This is a genomic window from Vibrio scophthalmi LMG 19158 (genome assembly GCF_000222585.1).
Classification (GTDB): domain Bacteria; phylum Pseudomonadota; class Gammaproteobacteria; order Enterobacterales; family Vibrionaceae; genus Vibrio; species Vibrio scophthalmi.
Genome location: NZ_AFWE01000201.1, coordinates 24,268 through 43,570, shown reverse-complemented (window position 1 = coordinate 43,570; position 19,303 = coordinate 24,268). Strand labels below are relative to the sequence as shown.

The 19,303-nt window shown below is 43.6% G+C and carries 19 protein-coding genes and 1 tRNA gene; 12 read left to right on the top strand and 8 right to left on the bottom strand.

What is annotated here, in order from left to right:
* Positions 1-11 precede the first annotated feature (11 nt).
* The 5 genes from tolB (at position 12) to RH88_RS17680 (ending at position 5,169) form a co-directional block, all read left to right on the top strand.
* Positions 12-1,364, top strand: coding sequence for a Tol-Pal system beta propeller repeat protein TolB (gene tolB, locus RH88_RS17700; protein ID WP_040758018.1), 1,353 nt, complete (start codon positions 12-14; stop codon positions 1,362-1,364).
* A 34-nt stretch (positions 1,365-1,398) separates the two neighbouring features.
* Positions 1,399-1,914 carry a peptidoglycan-associated lipoprotein Pal gene (gene pal / locus RH88_RS17695; protein WP_005598565.1) on the top strand — a complete coding sequence of 172 codons (516 nt, stop codon included), beginning with the start codon at positions 1,399-1,401 and terminating at the stop codon, positions 1,912-1,914.
* 15 nt (positions 1,915-1,929) lie between these two features.
* Positions 1,930-2,703 carry a tol-pal system protein YbgF gene (gene ybgF / locus RH88_RS17690; protein WP_005598563.1) on the top strand — a complete coding sequence of 258 codons (774 nt, stop codon included), beginning with the start codon at positions 1,930-1,932 and terminating at the stop codon, positions 2,701-2,703.
* 130 nt (positions 2,704-2,833) lie between these two features.
* Positions 2,834-3,895 (top strand): quinolinate synthase NadA, encoded by a 1,062-nt coding sequence (nadA, locus tag RH88_RS17685; protein ID WP_005598561.1) that lies wholly within the window; start codon positions 2,834-2,836, stop codon positions 3,893-3,895.
* A gap of 242 nt (positions 3,896-4,137) precedes the next feature.
* Entirely contained in the window at positions 4,138-5,169 is a 1,032-nt protein-coding gene (locus tag RH88_RS17680) for a potassium channel family protein (protein ID WP_005598560.1), read from the top strand.
* 122 nt (positions 5,170-5,291) lie between these two features.
* Here the strand turns inward: RH88_RS17680 and RH88_RS17675 are convergent, their stop codons facing one another.
* Complete coding sequence (locus RH88_RS17675; RefSeq protein ID WP_005598558.1) at positions 5,292-5,864, bottom strand: UPF0149 family protein; 573 nt, start codon at positions 5,862-5,864, stop codon at positions 5,292-5,294.
* A gap of 128 nt (positions 5,865-5,992) precedes the next feature.
* On the opposite strand from RH88_RS17675, the gene RH88_RS17670 reads away from it, so the two are divergent.
* From RH88_RS17670 to RH88_RS17640, 7 genes are all read left to right on the top strand, one after another.
* A complete protein-coding gene (locus RH88_RS17670; protein WP_174269667.1) occupies positions 5,993-8,413 on the top strand; it encodes a hybrid sensor histidine kinase/response regulator in 2,421 nt (806 codons plus the stop codon).
* A 241-nt stretch (positions 8,414-8,654) separates the two neighbouring features.
* Positions 8,655-9,104, top strand: coding sequence for an L-alanine exporter AlaE (locus tag RH88_RS17665; RefSeq protein WP_005598554.1), 450 nt, complete (start codon positions 8,655-8,657; stop codon positions 9,102-9,104).
* Between the two features lie 148 nt (positions 9,105-9,252).
* A tRNA-Ser gene (locus tag RH88_RS17660) sits at positions 9,253-9,340 on the top strand.
* Positions 9,341-9,745: 405 nt separating this feature from the next.
* The gene (gene yecR, locus RH88_RS17655) at positions 9,746-10,063 is read left to right on the top strand and encodes a YecR family lipoprotein (protein WP_005598553.1); all 318 of its coding nucleotides are present in this window, start codon (positions 9,746-9,748) and stop codon (positions 10,061-10,063) included.
* Between the two features lie 380 nt (positions 10,064-10,443).
* Positions 10,444-11,604: an SPFH domain-containing protein gene (locus RH88_RS17650; protein WP_206536061.1), complete on the top strand. Its 1,161-nt coding sequence runs from the start codon at positions 10,444-10,446 to the stop codon at positions 11,602-11,604.
* A gap of 3 nt (positions 11,605-11,607) precedes the next feature.
* A complete protein-coding gene (locus RH88_RS17645) occupies positions 11,608-12,696 on the top strand; it encodes a hypothetical protein (protein ID WP_005598550.1) in 1,089 nt (362 codons plus the stop codon).
* An 88-nt stretch (positions 12,697-12,784) separates the two neighbouring features.
* The gene (locus tag RH88_RS17640; protein WP_005598549.1) at positions 12,785-12,997 is read left to right on the top strand and encodes a hypothetical protein; all 213 of its coding nucleotides are present in this window, start codon (positions 12,785-12,787) and stop codon (positions 12,995-12,997) included.
* Positions 12,998-13,086: 89 nt separating this feature from the next.
* Here the strand turns inward: RH88_RS17640 and RH88_RS17635 are convergent, their stop codons facing one another.
* The 7 genes from RH88_RS17635 to RH88_RS17605 all read right to left on the bottom strand — a co-directional run bounded on the left by RH88_RS17635 (position 13,087) and on the right by RH88_RS17605 (position 19,303).
* A complete protein-coding gene (locus RH88_RS17635) occupies positions 13,087-13,593 on the bottom strand; it encodes a DUF2301 domain-containing membrane protein (RefSeq protein WP_241212206.1) in 507 nt (168 codons plus the stop codon).
* A 237-nt stretch (positions 13,594-13,830) separates the two neighbouring features.
* Positions 13,831-14,718 (bottom strand): hypothetical protein, encoded by an 888-nt coding sequence (locus RH88_RS17630; protein ID WP_005598547.1) that lies wholly within the window; start codon positions 14,716-14,718, stop codon positions 13,831-13,833.
* Positions 14,719-14,734: 16 nt separating this feature from the next.
* Positions 14,735-15,622 (bottom strand): hypothetical protein, encoded by an 888-nt coding sequence (locus RH88_RS17625; protein WP_005598544.1) that lies wholly within the window; start codon positions 15,620-15,622, stop codon positions 14,735-14,737.
* A 16-nt stretch (positions 15,623-15,638) separates the two neighbouring features.
* A complete protein-coding gene (locus tag RH88_RS17620) occupies positions 15,639-16,526 on the bottom strand; it encodes a hypothetical protein (RefSeq protein WP_005598542.1) in 888 nt (295 codons plus the stop codon).
* Between the two features lie 16 nt (positions 16,527-16,542).
* Positions 16,543-17,442: a hypothetical protein gene (locus RH88_RS17615; RefSeq protein WP_005598540.1), complete on the bottom strand. Its 900-nt coding sequence runs from the start codon at positions 17,440-17,442 to the stop codon at positions 16,543-16,545.
* Between the two features lie 411 nt (positions 17,443-17,853).
* Positions 17,854-18,033: a PAAR domain-containing protein gene (locus tag RH88_RS17610; protein WP_005598539.1), complete on the bottom strand. Its 180-nt coding sequence runs from the start codon at positions 18,031-18,033 to the stop codon at positions 17,854-17,856.
* Between the two features lie 409 nt (positions 18,034-18,442).
* Entirely contained in the window at positions 18,443-19,303 is an 861-nt protein-coding gene (locus RH88_RS17605; RefSeq protein WP_005598537.1) for a hypothetical protein, read from the bottom strand.

Genomic DNA, 19,303 nt, shown 5'->3' with positions numbered 1-19,303 from the left:
AGGATTAGCTTGTGTTAAAGCGACTGATAATAGGATTCTCGCTCGTGATTGCGAGCTCGGTTCAATTTGCCAATGCGGCTCTTGAACTGGTCATCACAGATGGTATTGATTCGGCCCGCCCGATAGCTATCGTGCCATTCAAATGGGAAGGCGCTAAGCCTCTACCACAAGATGTGTCAGCGGTGATTGCTTCTGACTTGCAACGCAGTGGTAAATTTAGCCCAGTGCCGACCAGTAAAATGCCACAAACCCCTTATAACGAAAGCGAAGTCAATTTTGACGCTTGGACACGTCTGGGGGTTGACTCATTGCTAACGGGATCGATCACACAAGATGCCAAAGGTGATTATGTGATTAATTACCAATTGGTCGATGTTGTGCGTGGCCAGTTAACGCAAGGTCAAAGCAAAGCGTTGGGTGAAGATGGCGAGTTAGTACTGTCTAAGGATCACGTTTTGTTTAACAAACGTGCCACGGTACCTGAGAGCCGTTTGCGTGAATACGCACACCGAATCTCTGATTTGGTTTACGAACAATTAACGGGTGAGCGCGGTGCATTTTTGACCCGCATCGCATATGTCGTCGTTAGTGACAAAGAATCCTACCCGTATCAATTACGCGTCGCAGATTATGACGGTTACAACGAACGTTTGGTGTTGCGCTCAAAACAGCCATTGATGTCACCGTCTTGGTCACCAGATGGTAAAAAGCTTGCATACGTTAGCTTCCAGAACGGTCAAGCTGAAATCTACATGATGGATATCTACACCGGTGAACGTGAGAAACTTACGTCATACCCTCGTCACAACGGGGCACCTAAGTTCTCTCCAGACGGTAAGACATTAGCCTTGGTATTATCAAAAACCGGCAGCTTGCAGGTTTATACGATGGATATAAAGACGCGTAAGCTCACACAAATAACGCGTGGTAGATCAAATAATACAGAACCATTTTGGCACCCAGATGGGAAATCCTTGATATTCACTTCTGATCGGGGTGGTAAACCTCAGATTTATCAAGTAAATTTGGCTGGCGGAGATACTAGCCGCATAACATGGCAGGGCAGTCAAAACTTGGGTGGTCAAATTACCCCAGATGGACGCTTTCTCGTAATGGTGAATCGCAGCAATACTGGTTTTAATCTTGCCAAACAAGATCTTGAGACTGGTGCGGTGCAGGTTTTAACCAAAACATTGTTAGACGAGTCGCCGAGTATTGCCCCAAATGGTGGAATGGTTATCTATAGTTCGATTTATAACAAAACCAACGTCTTATCGATGGTTTCTATAGATGGGCGTTTTAAAGCTCGATTACCCGCAACAAACGGACGAGTCCGTGCACCTGCGTGGTCACCGTTTTTGTAGCAAATAAGTATTTAAAAGTAAGGAAAACATAACAATGCAACTTAACAAAGTTCTTAAAGGGTTACTCATTGCACTACCTGTTCTAGCAATGACAGCATGTAGCTCGAGCGATGATGCTGCAAACGCGTCTGGCTCAGAAACGAACAACGGTTCTTCTACAACAGTAGTAACGCCAATCGATCAGAATGGCCAACTATCTGAGCAAGAACTAAAAGATCAAGTAATGCAAGCTTCAACTATCTACTTCGCATTCGATAACGCAACTATCGCAAGCGACTACGAGAAAGTTCTAGCACTACACGCTGCTTACCTAAGCTCTAACCCAGCGCTTAAAGTAACTGTTGAAGGCCACGCAGATGAGCGCGGTACTCCAGAGTACAACATCGCACTAGGCGAGCGTCGTGCTCAAGCGGTATCTATGTACCTTCAAGCACTAGGCGTAAACGCTGACCAAATCGCTATCGTTAGCTACGGTGAAGAGAAGCCTCTAGTACTAGGTCAATCTGACGAAGCTTACGCTAAGAACCGCCGCGCAGTTCTAGTGTACTAATTCGGGGATAACCTCATGTTCAGTAACTTAAAGCATGTCTTTTCGCTTACGTTACTGGCCAGTGCAGCGAACCTAGCGTTCGCTGCACCAGCCCCAGTAGCAGATATTGGCGGCAGCACCAGTAGCTCTAGAACGTTCTCTAGTAACGAAACGGATATTCAGCGTTTAGAACGTTTGCTAGAAAATCGTAACCGAGTGCAACTGCAAATGCAGCAGCAATTGGACACGATGTCGCTCGAAGTGAGTGAACTTCGTGGCCAAATTGAAAAGAACAACTATGACATGCAGCAAATGTTGCAGCGTCAAAAAGAGTTGTTTGTTGAACTTGATAAAGTTCGCCAAGAAGCAAAAGCTGCGCCCGCGATCGTCGCTGATGTGACAACAACAGAACCTGTTGAGTCGAAAGGCACATACAGCAGTAATGTTGATGAACAAACCGCCTATCAAAATGCAGTCGATTTGATTCTTAAGCAGCGTGACTATTCCGGTGCGATAAGCGCTTTTGTTCAATTCCAAAAAGATTTCCCAGATTCAACGTTTACCCCTAATTCACATTATTGGCTCGGCCAACTTTATTTTGCTAAGAAGCAAGATAAAGAAGCGGTGAAAAGCTTTGCTGCAGTGATCGCTTATAAAGATTCGAATAAGCGCGCTGATGCGCTAGTGAAGTTAGGTGATATTGCGGAGCGCAATAATAACGTTGAGCAAGCAAAGAAATACTATCAACAAGTGGTAACTGAATACCCAGATAGTGCTTCTGCAAAAGTTGCGCAGCAAAAGCTCAACTAAAGGCTAATTGACGAAAAAAGGCGCTTATGCGCCTTTTTTTTATCCTTCTTTTAGCGCCAAACAGCTTTGATTCTTGATGTCGATCGGAGTTACAATGTTCGAACTAACGGAAGTTGCGTAGAGCAAAGCAATGAGTCACATTCTAGATAAAATCGATACTGTTTACCCTTTTCCTCCTAAGCCAAAGCCATTGACGGCTGAGCAAAAGCAAGCCCATATTGCCAATATCAAGCAACTGCTGATTGATAAAGATGCCGTGCTGATTGCCCACTATTACACGGATCCTGAGATTCAGGCATTAGCGGAAGAAACGGGAGGTTTTGTTGGTGACTCACTGGAAATGGCTAAGTTTGGCAACCGTCATCCTGCCAGCACCCTAATAATTGCCGGTGTGCGCTTTATGGGCGAATCCGCCAAAATCCTTACACCAGAAAAACGCATTCTAATGCCAACACTTGACGCAGAATGTTCATTGGATCTTGGTTGTCCTGCAGACAAGTTCTCTGAATTTTGTGACGCGCACCCTGACCATACGGTTGTGGTTTACGCGAACACCTCTGCGGCAGTAAAAGCTCGTGCAGATTGGGTGGTAACCTCCAGTATTGCACTTGAAATCGTTGAGCACCTAGATAGCGAAGATAAGCCTATCATTTGGGGCCCAGACCGCCATTTAGGTTCATACATTGCCAACAAAACTGGCGCAGAAATGCTGTTGTGGCAGGGCGAGTGTGTGGTTCACGATGAGTTCTCTGCTGACGCACTGCGTAAGATGAAGAGCGTTTATCCTGATGCTGCGATTCTTGTTCACCCTGAATCACCAGCAAGTGTGGTTGAATTGGCAGATGCTGTTGGCTCAACTAGCCAATTGATCAAAGCGGCAAAAGAGCTGCCACAGCAAAAAATGATTGTCGCGACTGATAAAGGCATCTTCTTCAAGATGCAGCAGTTAGTGCCGGAAAAAGAATTGATCGAAGCACCAACAGCAGGTGCAGGTGCGACGTGTCGTAGCTGTGCACATTGCCCTTGGATGGCGATGAACGGTTTGTTTGCGATTGAGCAAGCGTTGAGTAAAGGCGGCGAGCAGCATGAAATCTTTGTTGATGAGGCATTGCGCGTAAAATCGCTGATCCCATTAAACCGTATGTTAGATTTTGCTGAACAGCTTAACTTGCTAGTAAAAGGCAATGCATAAGCTACGATTGGTTTAAGCCAAAATTACCTATTAGCCAGCCTCGTGCTGGCTTTTTTACGCCTGAGGTTTGCTACCTAACTTAAATGCAACAAAGAATTTTAGCGACTTTACCAACAGCGCCATTTTTGTCTTACACTTCTCAACAATCTATTTTTGATGCCAAGCAAACTCGAAAAGTCGCGTTAGTTCTGCATACAATAAGTAGAGTTATCAATCGAACAAAGCTAAGACAAGGAAATGGTATGGCGATCTGGTTCTACTTAAGGCGCAAACTGCGCTCCACCTTGTTTGATTTGAGTACGCGAAACTTAGCCATCCTTACACTGCTTTATGTCATTCTTTCGTGGGTGTTGCTGACTACTGCGGGAGAGCACGATCTTACCGATAATTTCTCCAACTTTATTTATTACTTAATGGTTACTGCGAGCACGGTTGGCTATGGCGATCATTCACCCGTAACCGACATGGGTAAATGGGTGGTGGTGCTATTTATCATTCCAGGTGGATTGGCACTGTTCGCTTCAATATTGGGGCGTATTGGTTCAAATCTTGTCGACTATTGGCGAGCTGGCGTATTAGGGAAACGAAAAGTGAATACACACAATCATATTTTATTATTGGGCTGGAATGGCCAACGTACCTTGCATTTGATTCGTATGTTGCAACATGAAGAAGAGGGGAACAGGCCTATTGTGTTGTGTACTCGCTCTGAGATTGAGAATCCGCTGCCTGGTGAGATCGGTTTTATCAAAGTCAGCAGTTACACCGATAGCCAAGAAATGAAAAATGCGAATATCGAACAGGCAAGCTGCATCGTAGTCGATAATCTTGAAGATGACATAACGCTCTCAGCATCGCTCTATTGTGCCAATGTTAATTCTAGCGCCCATCTTGTCGCTTATTTCAAAGACGAAGCCCTCAGCTCGCTACTGAGCCAGCATTGCCCAAATGCAGAGTGCATTCCAGCCGTTGGTGCTGAGATGCTAGCGAAAGCGGCGGTGGATCCCGGATCAAGTGCACTGCATCAAGAGTTACTTGCTTCTACGCGGGGGATGACCCAGTACTCAACTTATTACCCACAAGAGGCCGCAGCAGTCGAGGTCGAAGCGGTGTTTCTCTTTTTGAAAAAGCAGTACAAGGCAACCTTGATCGCATTGGAGGGCGAGCAAGGCATGGCGCTCAATCCTGATCTGGATGTTGAGATACGTCCTGGGACTAAGCTGTTTTACATCGCCGATGAGCGTATTGAGCAGATCAATTGGTCGAACCTTTAGGCCGTGCTATCCGCTGACTTTAGTGATGAAATGATGGTTTTTTACCGAAAAGAAACCTCTGGCGTTAAAAAGGCTTCCAATCGGAAGCCTTTCTCATCTTGAATCAGTGCCACATGTGCGGATTACTGGTCTGCTTCAACCAATTGCATGCCACGCATCGTTAAGCCAGAAAGCATGGTTGGGGTCGCGTTGAAGATCTCTTCAAACTGCTCCAGACCTTCGATGCCTTGTTCAGCAATCGTTGCGAGTGACGTTTCTGGATCGTACAGCATGCTTAGCGACAGCAATACACCACCGAGTAAGGCGTTTTCTGGGCTATCTTCAGGCATGATTGACTCCCAATCATCGCGAGATAATTGCCAGCCTTGTAGGAAGCCTTCGCAGAAATCGCGCGTTGCTTCTGTTACGATCTCTTCTTCGTCTAATACGCAGCCTTCAGGCCACTGCCATTGATTGTTTAACAATGCTGGACGATAGTTATTCCATAGCGCGATCACATGTTCAATATAACTCTCTAACAGCTCACCGTCGCTAAATGGTGCAACGTCTTCACCGCCCCATAGAAACGGGAGCCACTCATGCGGATCAAGCGTATGCGGTGCAGCCGCCATTGCCGTAACAAAACCTTGAGTTTTGGCCTGATTAATCAATTTTTCTTGCAGTTCAGGAAGGGCGAGAATGTCTTGTAGAGTCAAAATGAATACCACTACTTAGGTTGTAAATGTTGATATGGATATAGTAACAGCACCTTTGCGACAAAAATAGGTTGCTGTTACTCAGTATTGACTATAATTTTATATAAACGTCAAAAATTCAGTTGGTTATGGTTAAGAGCTCGTCACTAAAACGGAAAAGCATATTTGCCCTTGGCTTGTACCTTGCGTTCGTCGTTGCGACGGTAGGGACAGTAAGCTATTTGGTGGTAGAGCCTCCCGTTCGCGATCAACTTGTTATCAATCTAGATTCTCGCTCAAAAATCATCTCCAGCCAGATTGAAGCCCCACTAGAAAGCTCGTTAAGTGTTTTACAAAGCATTGTTAGCATTGGGAACACCGGTTATGGCCAATCGCTGCAAGTTGAATTACTCCAATCACTCTTTCAAGTTATTGATGGTGTCACCACCAGTGGTGGGCTATGGCCAACACCCTATTCAGTCGATTCCCAAGAGCCTTATTTAAGTCTATTTTTCAATCGTGCGATTGATGGCAAGGTCGATAGAATCCACGCTTGGAATAACGCCCAATCTGGTGGCTATGACAAAGAGCCTTGGTATTTGTCGTCCGTCGATAAGCCACTTGGTACCGTGTCGTGGTCACCCGTGTATATTGACCCGTTTACACACGTACAGATGATCACCGCTTCTTCGCCGTATTTCGTTAAAGGCGAATTTGCAGGTGTCGCGACCATTGATGTTTCGTTGGTCACTCTAATCGACTTTGTGCGCAAGCATGCTGAACAGCATGGTCTTGGTGTGATTGTGCGTGATGGTTTTGGCGATGTGATCGTTGAGCATAATTTTAATGTCGCGGAAGATGTTTACATCAGCCGCCAGCAGTTTGGTAGCTTTCACTGGACGATTGATGTGGTTAATGCCAATCGTTTAGTGGCTGATCAAGTATATGATTTAGTAAGCAAAGTTGAAAAGGGCATTGTGCCAATCATGCTACTTTGTGTGTTGTTTGGCTATGTTCTTATCAGCCGCTTTATCATTGAACCGATAACACGGATTGCACAAAAGGTAGATGACTCTAAAACCGGCGGAATCATCGACATTGGGTATCGCAGCAATGATGAGATCCAACATCTAATTGAAACCTTCAATGAGAAGACGGTATTTCTTGAGCAAGAAAAGAAAAAGGCACAGGCCTCCACTCGTGCGAAGAGCGCCTTTTTAGCGACTATATCGCATGAAATCCGAACGCCAATGAATGGCGTGCTTGGTACCGCTCAGATTCTACTTAAAACGGATTTAAGCGACGAGCAGCGCAAGCATTTAAAAACGCTTTATGACTCTGGCGACCATATGATGTTGCTGCTAAATGAAATTTTGGACTTTTCGAAGATAGAGCAAGGGCACCTTGAACTCGAGCAAGCCCCGTTTCCGCTGGAATCGATCGTGGGGAGCATCAATAGTGTCTATTACACCTTATGTTCAGAAAAAGGCTTGGATTTCAACATTCACAATGAAGTGAGTAAAGATCGTTGGTATCTCTCTGATAAAGCTCGCTTGCGCCAAGTGTTATTTAACTTATTGAATAACGCCGTGAAATTCACCTCCCATGGTTTTGTCGATGTGCACTTTTCGGAGGTCACGCTGGATGGTCGCAATTGCTTAAATATTCGAGTATCCGACTCGGGTATTGGTATTGATCGTGCGGCGCAAAAGAAAATCTTTAATCCGTTTGAGCAGGCTGAATCGTCAACCACTCGCCGCTTTGGTGGTACAGGGCTTGGCCTCGCTATCGTTAAACAAATTGGCGAATTAATGAATGGTGATGTTTCGGTTCAGAGCTCTATCGGAGTGGGGACGACTTTCGACATTATTCTCGAAATGGAAATTTGCCCACCAGGCACGGCAGAGGTCATTGAGCTGCGTAAACATGACTATAGTGGCCTTAAAGCGCTTATTGTTGAAGATAACCGCACTAATACCATTATCATTAACTCTTTCATCAGCAGCAAAGGGTTTGAATGTACTAATGTTGAAGATGGCCAACAGGCTGTGGAGGCGGTACAAAACGGTCAGTATGATTTGATATTGATGGATAACCACATGCCGAATAAAGATGGCATAACGGCTACCGCTGAAATTCGCGCGTTAAAAGGCCAACGGGCCGATACCTTGATCTTTGGCTGTACCGCAGACCTGTTTAAGGAGACGCGAGAAAGGATGTTAGCGGCCGGGGTCAATTGCATTATTTCCAAGCCTATCGATGAAAAAGAGCTGGATGATATGCTGCATCGGTATTACGAAAAGCTGTATCAATTCAAATCTATCGCAAGCGATAACCAGTTTATTGCTTTTAATGCCGAGCAGCAGTTAGTCTCGCTACACATCGCGGTTGAAGACCAAAAAACCGAAGATGCGCATCAAATCTTAACTACGATTAGCGAGTATGTTCATCGCAATTCATCCAGTAATGGCACTCAATTGGCTGAGACGCTTGCTCCGCTGCTACACAGCAAATCGCTCCCTTCAAGTCATGAGCTTGATGTTCTTACCGTACTGTTGAAAGATAGCTGACTCTAAACGACACATTTTATTCAATATAACCGACTCAAACCGCTATTTTTGGCGGTTTGAGTTTTTTTGGCTATTTTAAGCCTAAAAACCAGCAGTTTATTGACTCTTGATGTTTGAAATTGAAATCTAATTCTTTATTACTTGTGGTTTAATAGCGAATAAATCTGGTTTAATTCGCTTTGTTGGGCGTTTTATATTGTTCTTTATTCACTATACTAGTGATATATGTTGAGAATTTGCAATGAAAGCTCGTGGGTCTTTCTGTTTTCGTGGCGCAGTAGCAGATACGTTTGCGATGGTGGTGTTCTGCTTTATTTCAGGCATGTTTATCGAAATTTTCATTTCGGGTATGACATTTGAGCAGTCACTGGCTTCTCGATTGCTTTCTATCCCAGTCAATATTGCCATTGCTTGGCCCTACGGTGTGTTTAGAGATTTCATTTTGCGCCAAGGCGCCCGAGTTTCATTGTCTAAACGGATGAAGAACCTGTCAGATTTGGTCGCGTATGTACTGTTCCAATCTCCTGTTTATGCCGGTATTCTCTATACGGTTGGAGCATCAACTGACCAAATTATTACTGCTGTCGCTTCCAATGCGGTTGTTTCTTGTGCGATGGGCGTATTGTATGGTTACTTCTTAGATCTATGCCGTAAGTGGTTTAAGGTACCGGGTTACTGTTCACAAGCGTAAGTGCTCGAATTTGATGGACAAAGTGTCATCAATTTAGCTAGAGAGTGACCAATCGATCCGTTAGTACGTTATTTTTTTGCCTTTTGGCTTGACCTAACTCTATAGAATCATTAAATTAGCGCCTCGTTAGCCAAGTTGTTAACGATTCGGTGAGTTGTCCGAGTGGCTGAAGGAGCACGCCTGGAAAGTGTGTATACGGCAACGTATCGAGAGTTCGAATCTCTCACTCACCGCCACATTCTAAGCCCCAGCAGAAATGCTGGGGCTTTTTCGTTTTTGTTTTCTAGTAATATCTACTCAGCTAATCTGTGTGACTAACTCAACATGACTTTGTGCACATATTTTAATGCTTTTCTACGACCTTATCACCTACAAGGTTTAAGCCTTATATCTTCAGAATAGATTTATATCTTGAGCATAACTCGCTATTTTTACGATAAAAATACTGCTGAGTGGTAAAGCAATAGATGGTATCGACTTTGAGTCTGCACATCAATCATGGGGGCGTCTCTAACGAGGTTAGGGATGTGCATTTGGGGGCGAATAAAATAGCAAATGATGCGCGTATATTTTAGTAATGCGTAGCGCGAAAATTTGTGTAAAATGCGCCACCTTTTAAGAATCATAAAACTAGAAACCCAATGAGATTCAAAACGATTGTCGCTCTTGTTATCGCGGCTAATTTGACTGCGTGTGCTACTCCTGTAAACAAAAATTGGTTCGTGACTGATGGCAGTAAGGGTGATGCAACTATCACGCTAGCCTATGATGAAGGCTTGCTTCAGCAGGCAGTGATTGACGAACAAGAAGCTTTTTTAATGGCAGAAAACGGCTGTAAAGCTTGGGGATTCAAAGGCGCACAGGTTTTTGGTACTCCGCTAGATAAATGCGCTCGTCGTGATAAGTTATTTGGCTGTATTTCTACGCGTTATACTCAGCTTTATCAATGCGTTAATTAATCACGCGTATCATTCTACAAGGGGCTGCTTAGCCCCTTTTGTTCATTAAAATCTTTTAATTAATGCTTTGTTGTATCGGCTCAAATTTGGTTAAGCCGTTTTCTAAGCTTGCTCAGTGAATATCCCACCTGAGTATCATTCTCAGCATCGATCCATTTTCTTCCTTGCCGTTTAAATCGCCGCTAAAGTGGCATATCCCAATGTGAATATGACTGTTTATAGATGAAATTTCTCTGATGTTTAGTTAACCGAATCTTAAACCCTGCCTATCTCGTGTTTCCTCAATCGCTCTAGTTACGAGATAGCTCACCGTTTTGCCCTTGTGACCATGTGCTCTCTATCGGATAATTATTCAATAAGTTTCATTTAGTTAGAGCTGAATGTTACCAGATCAGGGAATAGAGGTTGATATGGGTTTTTGGAATAAAATAATGGGCGAGTTTATTGATATCGTCGAGTGGATTGACGATAGCAATGACACCTTGGTGTGGCGTTTTGAGCGCCATCAAAATGAGATCAAGAATGGCGCTCAGTTAACCGTACGTCAGGGGCAAGTTGCCATTTTCGTCAACGAAGGCCAAATTGCCGACGTATTTGAATCTGGCATGTATCAACTCACCACCGCGAACCTGCCTATTCTCAGTACGCTGAAAGGTTGGAAACATGGTTTTAATTCACCTTTCAAGGCTGAAGTCTACTTCGTCAATATGCGCCTATTTACTAACAACAAATGGGGAACGAAAAATCCTATTATGTTGCGAGACCCTGAGTTTGGTCCTGTACGTCTTCGTGCTTTTGGTAATTATGATATTCGCGTGAGTGAACCACTAAAGTTGCTTGAGCAAGTGGTCGGTACTGACGGTTGTTTCCAAATCGATGAAATACAGGGGCAGTTGCGCACGATGGCGGTCGCTCGTTTTACCGATGCGGTGGGCGAAAGTAAGTTACCCGTGCTTGATATGGCGGCAAACTATGATGAATTTGCGCTGCTAATGCGAGAAAAAATGAACGGTGACTTCGCCACTTATGGTTTGACGCTCGCGAAGTTCATGGTCGAGAACATTTCGCTACCGCCAGAAGTAGAAGAGGCGCTGGATAAGCGTTCTTCAATGGGCATTCTTGGTAACTTGAATCAGTATACCCAATTCCAAGCGGCAGAAGCGTTAGAGGCCGCTGCGCAAAATGGGGGTGGTAATGCCAGCGCAGGAATGGAAATGGGGATGGGTTTTGCGATGGCGCAGCAAATGGCACAAGCGATGACCCCACAACAAGGGGCGCAACAACACTCCCAACCTCAGAGCTCTCAATCACAGATTGCTCCGCCACCATTGCCACAACAGAGTGAGTATTTTGTGGCGGTGAATGGGCAGCAAGCAGGGCCGTTCGCGCTAGACACTCTTCAGCATCAAATCACCGCAGGACAAATCAGCCAAGATTCTTTGGTATGGAAGCAAGGTATGGCAGCATGGGAGAAAGCCAGCACAGTCGCAGAGCTACAAAATCTGTTTCAAGCCGCACCACCACCGATCCCAGGAGCGTAACGGATGTTAGTCGATGTAAAGTGCAAGAGTTGTGCTGCCGATTTATCTTATGAACCCGGTACGACTTCGCTGATTTGTAACCATTGCCAGTTTGAAGTGGAGATAGAGCAACCGCTAACGGTAAAAGAGGCGCATCATGAGGTCGATCTAGAGAGTTATTTAAATAATTTTGACGCTTGTCAGGAGAAGATCGAGTCACGCATGATTCAGTGCGAGAGCTGTGGTGCGACAACCGAGTTTGGCTCTGATGTGAAAGCGACACATTGTGCGTTTTGCGATACGCCGTTAGTGCTTTCTCGAGCTGAGAATACTAAGCGTATTAAGCCACAAGGTATTATTCCTTTTCAGATCAAACGTGAACAAGCTATCTCCAATTTTAGCTCCTGGGTAAAAGGGTTATGGTTAGCGCCTCATAATCTGAAAAAGCATGCAGAAAAGCTGGATCGTTTCCAAGGAGTGTATATTCCGTATTGGACTTATGACTGTAATGTTGCGACTTCCTATACAGGAAAAAAAGGGGTTAATTATAAAGAATCGGTAACGGTGACCAACTCTGACGGTAAAACAGAAACGCGCACGGAAACCCGTACTCGTTGGTATTTTGCTTCCGGGCATGTAACCAATAACTTTGATGATGTGCTTGTCCCTGCCACATACTCGCTTGATACCACGCAACTGCATCAATTAGAGCCATGGGATCTGTCTAAGCTGGTGGATTACACCGACAGTTACTTGCAAGGGTATCAGGCTGAACTGTACCAAGTGAATCTTAAAGAAGGTTACGCAGATGCCAAAGTACGTATGCAAGAGAAGATTGAAACCACGATCGATCGTGATATCGGGGGCGATAAACAAATAATCAGCACGAGAGATTCAACCTACACTGATGCTACCTTTAAACACTTGATTTTGCCTGTCTGGGTCTCCTCTTATCGTTATCGAGAAAAGGTTTACCGTGTGTTAGTGAATGCCCAAACGGGGGAAGTGACGGGTGAGCGTCCGTATTGCCCATTTAAGGTTACGTTTATGGCTACGCTGGTGCTGACGGTTTCTATCGGAATCGCGGTGATTTACCATAGAATGGAATACTAGTATTCATTTCGCTGTGTAATAATATTTGTTATTGGAAAGCTCCTGTAATGGGAGCTTTTTTGTTGATAGCGAGAGTTAAGAAGAAATAATGAATTTTATAAGCTTGCAGTTAGATGACAATGCAAAAGCGATAGTCAGCGATTTTATCGATGGTCTCAATGAGCAGGATGGCTGGATTCAAATGACGGCAAGAATTGCCGCACAAATCGATACCGAGTTGAGGGATAACGCTTATATTGGCCGCGTTATGTGGTTCAGTGAATCGGATTTTATTGAGCAAGTTATCGAATATAAGGGTTAAACTGCTTCACTAGCGTTGCTTTGGCCCTTGGGCTAAAGCAAGTAGCGTTACTTGCGTGTCGTGCTGGCAACGAAATGTAACGAAATGGCCTAGATTTCGTAGTTGGCTTTATTACCAATATCAAAGTGAAGTGGCATGCGCCATTTTGCGATTGATAAGTTGCCCATAACCAGCCCCGCCAATGCCAATAAAACAGAACCACCCCAAGGCTGTTCAAGCCATAGAGAGAACGTAGAGAGCGCCAATAATACGGGAACAAGCTTTAAACCGAGCACTTTAAAGCAAAACGACTCTTTAAGCGCAATACCCGAGAACGTGATAAACAGAAACCCTAACGATAGCCATACTCGGCTTTGGGAAGCGTCGCTTAACATCAGTAAAATTCCAATCCAAGCCGACCAGCAAATCACCGCTCGAACATGTTTACTGTACACGTGAAGGTTTGCGGCAGTTAAAGCCGCTGATATGCAGATCACTAGCAAGGTTATGGAGTAATACTCTGACAAGTGAGTAAAAAGACCACTTAGAATCGTTGATAGAGCGAGTAGCGATAGTGAAAAGCAACTGATCCCCATGCGATACAAACAGACGCTCACCTAATCCAGTTTGTCTAATGTCTCTTTATATTCGGGGTTTGCCATAATCGTTCATACGCAGCAATGCGCTCTTTGCCTACTTAATCTCAGCATTATACGCCCGTATGCTAGCGACATGAAGCCAGCATTGCTGCGGCGCTTGATTATAGGCCGGTAATCTAAATTTGCTAAATCACCTGATCTTACATGCCGTCTTTTCGAGGATAGACGTAACCGAGTCCAGATTGTCTTGCTGGATTACCATGAGTCTTCTGTCGAATCGAACTCGTTTTTTTGTTGTACTTCTTCGTGTAAAGGGACGCTTATTAATGAAATGTCGTATTTTTTAGACTCTTCGAAGAAGTTGATACTGTCGTCTAAACTCTCGCTTTCTACAATTTGCACTTCTGGGTGAAGTTTGGATTTTAGAGTGGTTAAGATGTCATCAAATTGCTCTGGTTGACAATATATTTCATAGGCGGTTATGCATTCATATATTTCTGGCGATTCGGGATCGGTACTGACATCATTACCTTTGTACCAAATGGCGATATAGTCCATTTTTTTTATTACATCTAGACACAACACTGAGTCATAAGGGATAGTCGTATAGATATCCTGACGTTTGGCTCCGACTAGTTTAAATGCCATTAATGCAGAAGCGCCCGCACCAACAAAAGCCATTGGCCCAACCCAAATCGTGATAAAAATACAAAATACAACGCCAACCCAAGCTAAGGCTCTTAACGCGGTATAAGCGGAATGGGGTTGGTTTTGGTGTTGGTGCGCAGCCATAGCTTGCTCGCTAAAGCGATAGTGGTTGCACATTTCAGCAAAGTGCAGCCAAACAATACCGCCAGCAAAGATTCCTACAATAATCATGAACCAGCCTTCAGATAAAGGCATTAACTCTCCGCCCATCAAAGATATAATTAAGTAGGGAGCGATAAGAGCTGCTATACCTGCTTTTTCTCGTAAATGCTTTGGGCCAAGGGATAGCATGGCATCCCAGTTCTTTGTCGGCCTTGAGTTTACCTTTTCAAACTGTATTTTTTGGTAGGCTCTCCATCCTGCTCTGTTTGGATTGGCGCGAATAGTTAGGATAAATTCGTCAGTTAACTGTTGTGTCTGAAAGTTGGGGTTCATACTTATCCCTAAATCCCTACCATGAGTCTTCTGTCGAATCGAATTCGTTTTTTTGTTGTACTTCTTCGTGTAAAGGAACGCTGATTAAGGAAATATCGTATTTCTTGGATTCTTCGAAGAAATTGATTTTTTTATCTACACTTGGGCTTTCGAAAAATTGCACTTCTGAGTGAAGCTTAGATTTTAAGGTGGCGAGGATGTCATCAAATTGCTCAGGCTTACAAAATAATCCGTAGATTGTAATATTCTCAAATATTTGTGGAGATTCCGTGCCGAGCTCAAAATCAACATCTTTAAACCAGATCGCGATGTAATTATCTTTTCTTATGACATCAATAACTAGCACTGAATCGTAGGGAATAATCCAATACATGTCGAAACGCTTAGCATCAATCATTTTAAACGCCATCAGCGCTGAGGCCCCAGCACCAACAAAAGCCATCGGGCCAACCCAGATGGTAATGACAATACAGAATACTACGCCAACCCACGCTAGGCCTCTTAACGCAGTATAAGCTGAATGGGGCTGGTTTTGGTGTTGGTGCATAGCCATAGCTTGATCACCAAAACGATAGTAGTAACACATTTCAGCAAAGTGCAGCCAAGACATAAAACCAATGAAGATCCCTGCAACAACCATGAACCAACCCTCTGACAACGGCATTAACTCCCCGCCCATTAAAGATACAATTAAGTAAGGAGCTATAAGGCCGGTTAAACCCGCTTTCTCTCTCAAATGTTTTGGACCCAGTGACAACACTGCATCCCAACGTGTTGTTGTGTTCTCATCGACTTGTTTGAATTGCGATTTTTGATAGGCATCTGAACCACCTTGCGTCGGATTAGCACGAGCGGCTTGGATAAATTCGTCAGTAAGCTGTTGTTTTTGAAAATTGGGGTTCATGATTATCCTTAAATCACTACCATGAGTCTTCTGTCGAATCGAATTCGTTTTTTTGTTGTACTTCTTCGTGTAAAGGAACGCTGATTAAGGAAATATCGTATTTCTTGGATTCTTCGAAGAAATTGATTTTTTTATCTACACTTGGGCTTTCGAAAAATTGCACTTCTGAGTGAAGCTTAGATTTTAAGGTGGCGAGGATGTCATCAAATTGCTCAGGCTTACAAAATAATCCGTAGATTGTAATATTCTCAAATATTTGTGGTGATTCTGTGCCGAGATCAAAATCAACATCTTTAAACCAGATCGCGATGTAATTATCTTTTCTAATGACATCAATAACTAGCACTGAATCGTAGGGAATAATCCAATACAGGTCGACACGCTTAGCATCAATCATTTTAAACGCCATCAGCGCTGAGCCTCCAGCACCAACAAAAGCCATTGGGCCAACCCAAAAGGTAATAACAATACAGAATACAACGCCAACCCAAGCGAGTATTCTCATTGCGGTAAAGGCTGAATGAGGCTGATTTTGGTGCTCATACGTAGCCATGGCCTGATCACTAAAGCGATAGTAATAACACATTTCAGCAAAGTGTAGCCAAACAATACCGCCGGCAAAGACTCCTAAAATGATCATGAACCAGCCTTCAGATAAAGGCATTAGCTCTCCACCCATTAAAGATATAACTAAGTAGGGAGCGATTAGACCGGTTATGCCTGCTATCTCTCTCAAATGCTTTGGGCCAAGGGATAGCATCGCATGCCAATGTGTTGTTGCATCCGCGTCAGCTTTTTCAAACTGTTCTTTTTGATAGGAGTTCCATCCGGCTCTGTTTGGATTGGCGCGAATAGTTTGGATAAATTCGTCAGTGAGCTGCTGTTTTTGAAAGTTGGGGTTCATGATTATCCCTAAATCCCTACCATGAGTCTTCTGTCGAATCGAACTCGGTTTTTTGTTGTTCTTTTACGTGCAAAGGGACGCTTATTAATGAAATATCGTATTTTTTTGCTTCTTCGAAGAAGTTGATTTTTTTATCTACACTTGGGCTTTCGAAGAATTGCACTTCTGGATGAAGTTTGGATTTTAGAGTGGTTAGGATGTCATCAAATTGTTCGGGCTTACAAGACAAACCATAGATTGTAACATTTTCAAATATTTGTGGAGATTCCGTGCCGAGATCAAAATCGACATCTTTAAACCAGATCGCGATGTAATTATCTTTTCTAATGACATCAATAAATAGCACTGAATCGTAGGGAATAGTCCAATACAGGTCGACACGCTTAGCATCAATCATTTTAAACGCCATCAGCGCTGAGGCTCCAGCACCAACAAAAGCCATCGGGCCAACCCAGATGGTAATGACAATACAGAATACAACGCCAACCCACGCAGATATACGCATCGCTACAAATAGAGAATGTGGCTGATTTTTATATCGATGAATCGCAATAGCTTGCTCACTGCACCTATAATGATGATACGTTTCAGCAAAATGAAACCAAATCACACCACCAAAAAATAAGCTCCATAAAATTCCAAATGTGGATACGCCATCTGCAAAAAACATGACCTCCCCTGTCATGAAGCATCCAAAAGAGTACATCAAAAGAAAAGCGGAGAGCCCGATGAACTCGCGGATGTAGATATAGTTTTGAGACATTGACAACATAGCGTCCCAACGTTTTACTGCTTCTGTATTAACTTGTTCAAATAGGTCTTTTTGATAAGCTTTAAATGCTGTTTGGCTTGGATTGGCGCGAACAGCTTGGATAAATTCGTCAGTAAGCTGCTGTTTTTGAAAGTTGGGGTTCATGATTATCCCTAAATCATTAATGTATAATTAGACCAAGGCGTATCAGCGCCTACCCAGATGGCTTTGCGATACAGGACAATGTAATTTTAGAAGGCTACAAGTCGGTATTTAGGTGTATTGTACGGCTGATAATGATTTTCTGAAGAATTACAGGAAATTATTAATTCGTTTCATTTTGATTCTGAATGTACATCACGCCTTTATTTACCTTACATTAACGCTTTAACATGCGAACGATTTAAAATAGAGACTGTTAATGAATGGACTCTGCAATGAATAATAAATGGTTAGGCATGGTAGAACATAGGGGTCAGGTCTTTCTTCTTGCCACTATGTCGATCACACATTTAATAGTGAAGTCCAAAAAATTCACTGATTTCTGCGCATCTCCTTAACGATTCACCGCTTTAACTACCCAATAGTGACATCTGGCGATCCTGTCGCGACCGTACCGCCGCAACCAATAGCATCGCTAACTCGAGCGGCAGGGATGCCGTTAATAAATACGTCACCACTGCCGGCGATAATCGGTGTAGAAGGGAAACATCCATGTGCTGAGGCGATATCGCCTATACGTGCTGCTTTTGGCATTAATTATCCTTAAATTATGTTTCGTTCAGGCATCTAATTTCGTATACATCAAAGAAGCCTAACCCTCTAACCCAAGAAAGCAAAAGGAAAGACCTGACCCCGTGCATTCCTGATAGTAAGCAATGAGCCTTCTAGATATGAAAATAGCAGATAAGTGAGTAAAAACATCGAAATCCCCACCCCCTGACGAAAGTAGGGGATATTGTGAATCATCGAAAATTCCGCATACCATTTTTTAGTCGCTGTCTTGTCCACGGCATCAAAACGTTTTTTTTCGTAAGTTTGCTATCCAGATCGAGTTGGATTCGCGCGGATTACTTGGATAAATTCGTCAGTGAGCTGCTGTTCTTGAAAGTTGGGGTTCATGATTATCCTTAAATCCCTACCATGAGTCTTCTGTCGAATCGAACTAGGTTTTTTGTTGTTCTTCTTCGTGTAAAGGAACGCTGATTAATGAAATGTCGTGCTTTTTTGCTTCTTCGTCGAAGTCTAGACGGTCATCTAAACTGGCACTTTCGACAATTTGCACTTCTGGGTGAAGTTTGGATTTTAGAGTGATTAAGATTTCATCAAATTGCTCTGGTTTACAAAAGAGTTCATAAACGCGAATAGTTTCAAGGATTTTTGGATTTGTTGGGTCATAAGTAAAACTGCACCCTTTAAACCAAATAGAGATATGGTCAGCGCTTTTTATGACATCAAGACACAACACAGAGTCATAAGGGATCGTTGTATAGATATCTTGCCGTTTGGCATCGACGAGTTTAAACGCCATTAACGCAGAAGCGCCGGCACCGACAAAAGCCATCGGGCCGACCCAGAAGGTAATGACAATACAAAACACGACACCAACCCAAGCCGCAGTTCTCATAGCCGAAAAGAAAAAGTGGGGTTGGTTTTGATGCTGGTGCGCTGCCATCGCTCTAGAACCAAAACGATAGTAATAACATATCTCTGCAAAGAACAGCCAAGACATAAAGCCAATAAAGATCCCGGCAACAACCATGAACCAACCTTCAGATAAAGGCATTAGCTCTCCGCCCATCAAAGATATAATTAAGTAGGGGGCTATTAGACCGGTTATGCCCGCTTTCTCTCTCAAATGCTTTGGGCCAAGGGATAGCGTAGCATTCCAAGGTATTGTTGCATCCGCATCAATTTTTTCAAACTGTTCTTTTTGGTAGTTTCTCCATCCTGCTCTGTTTGGATTGGCGCGAATAGTTAGGATAAATTCGTCAGTTAACTGTTGTGTCTGAAAGTTGGGGTTCAT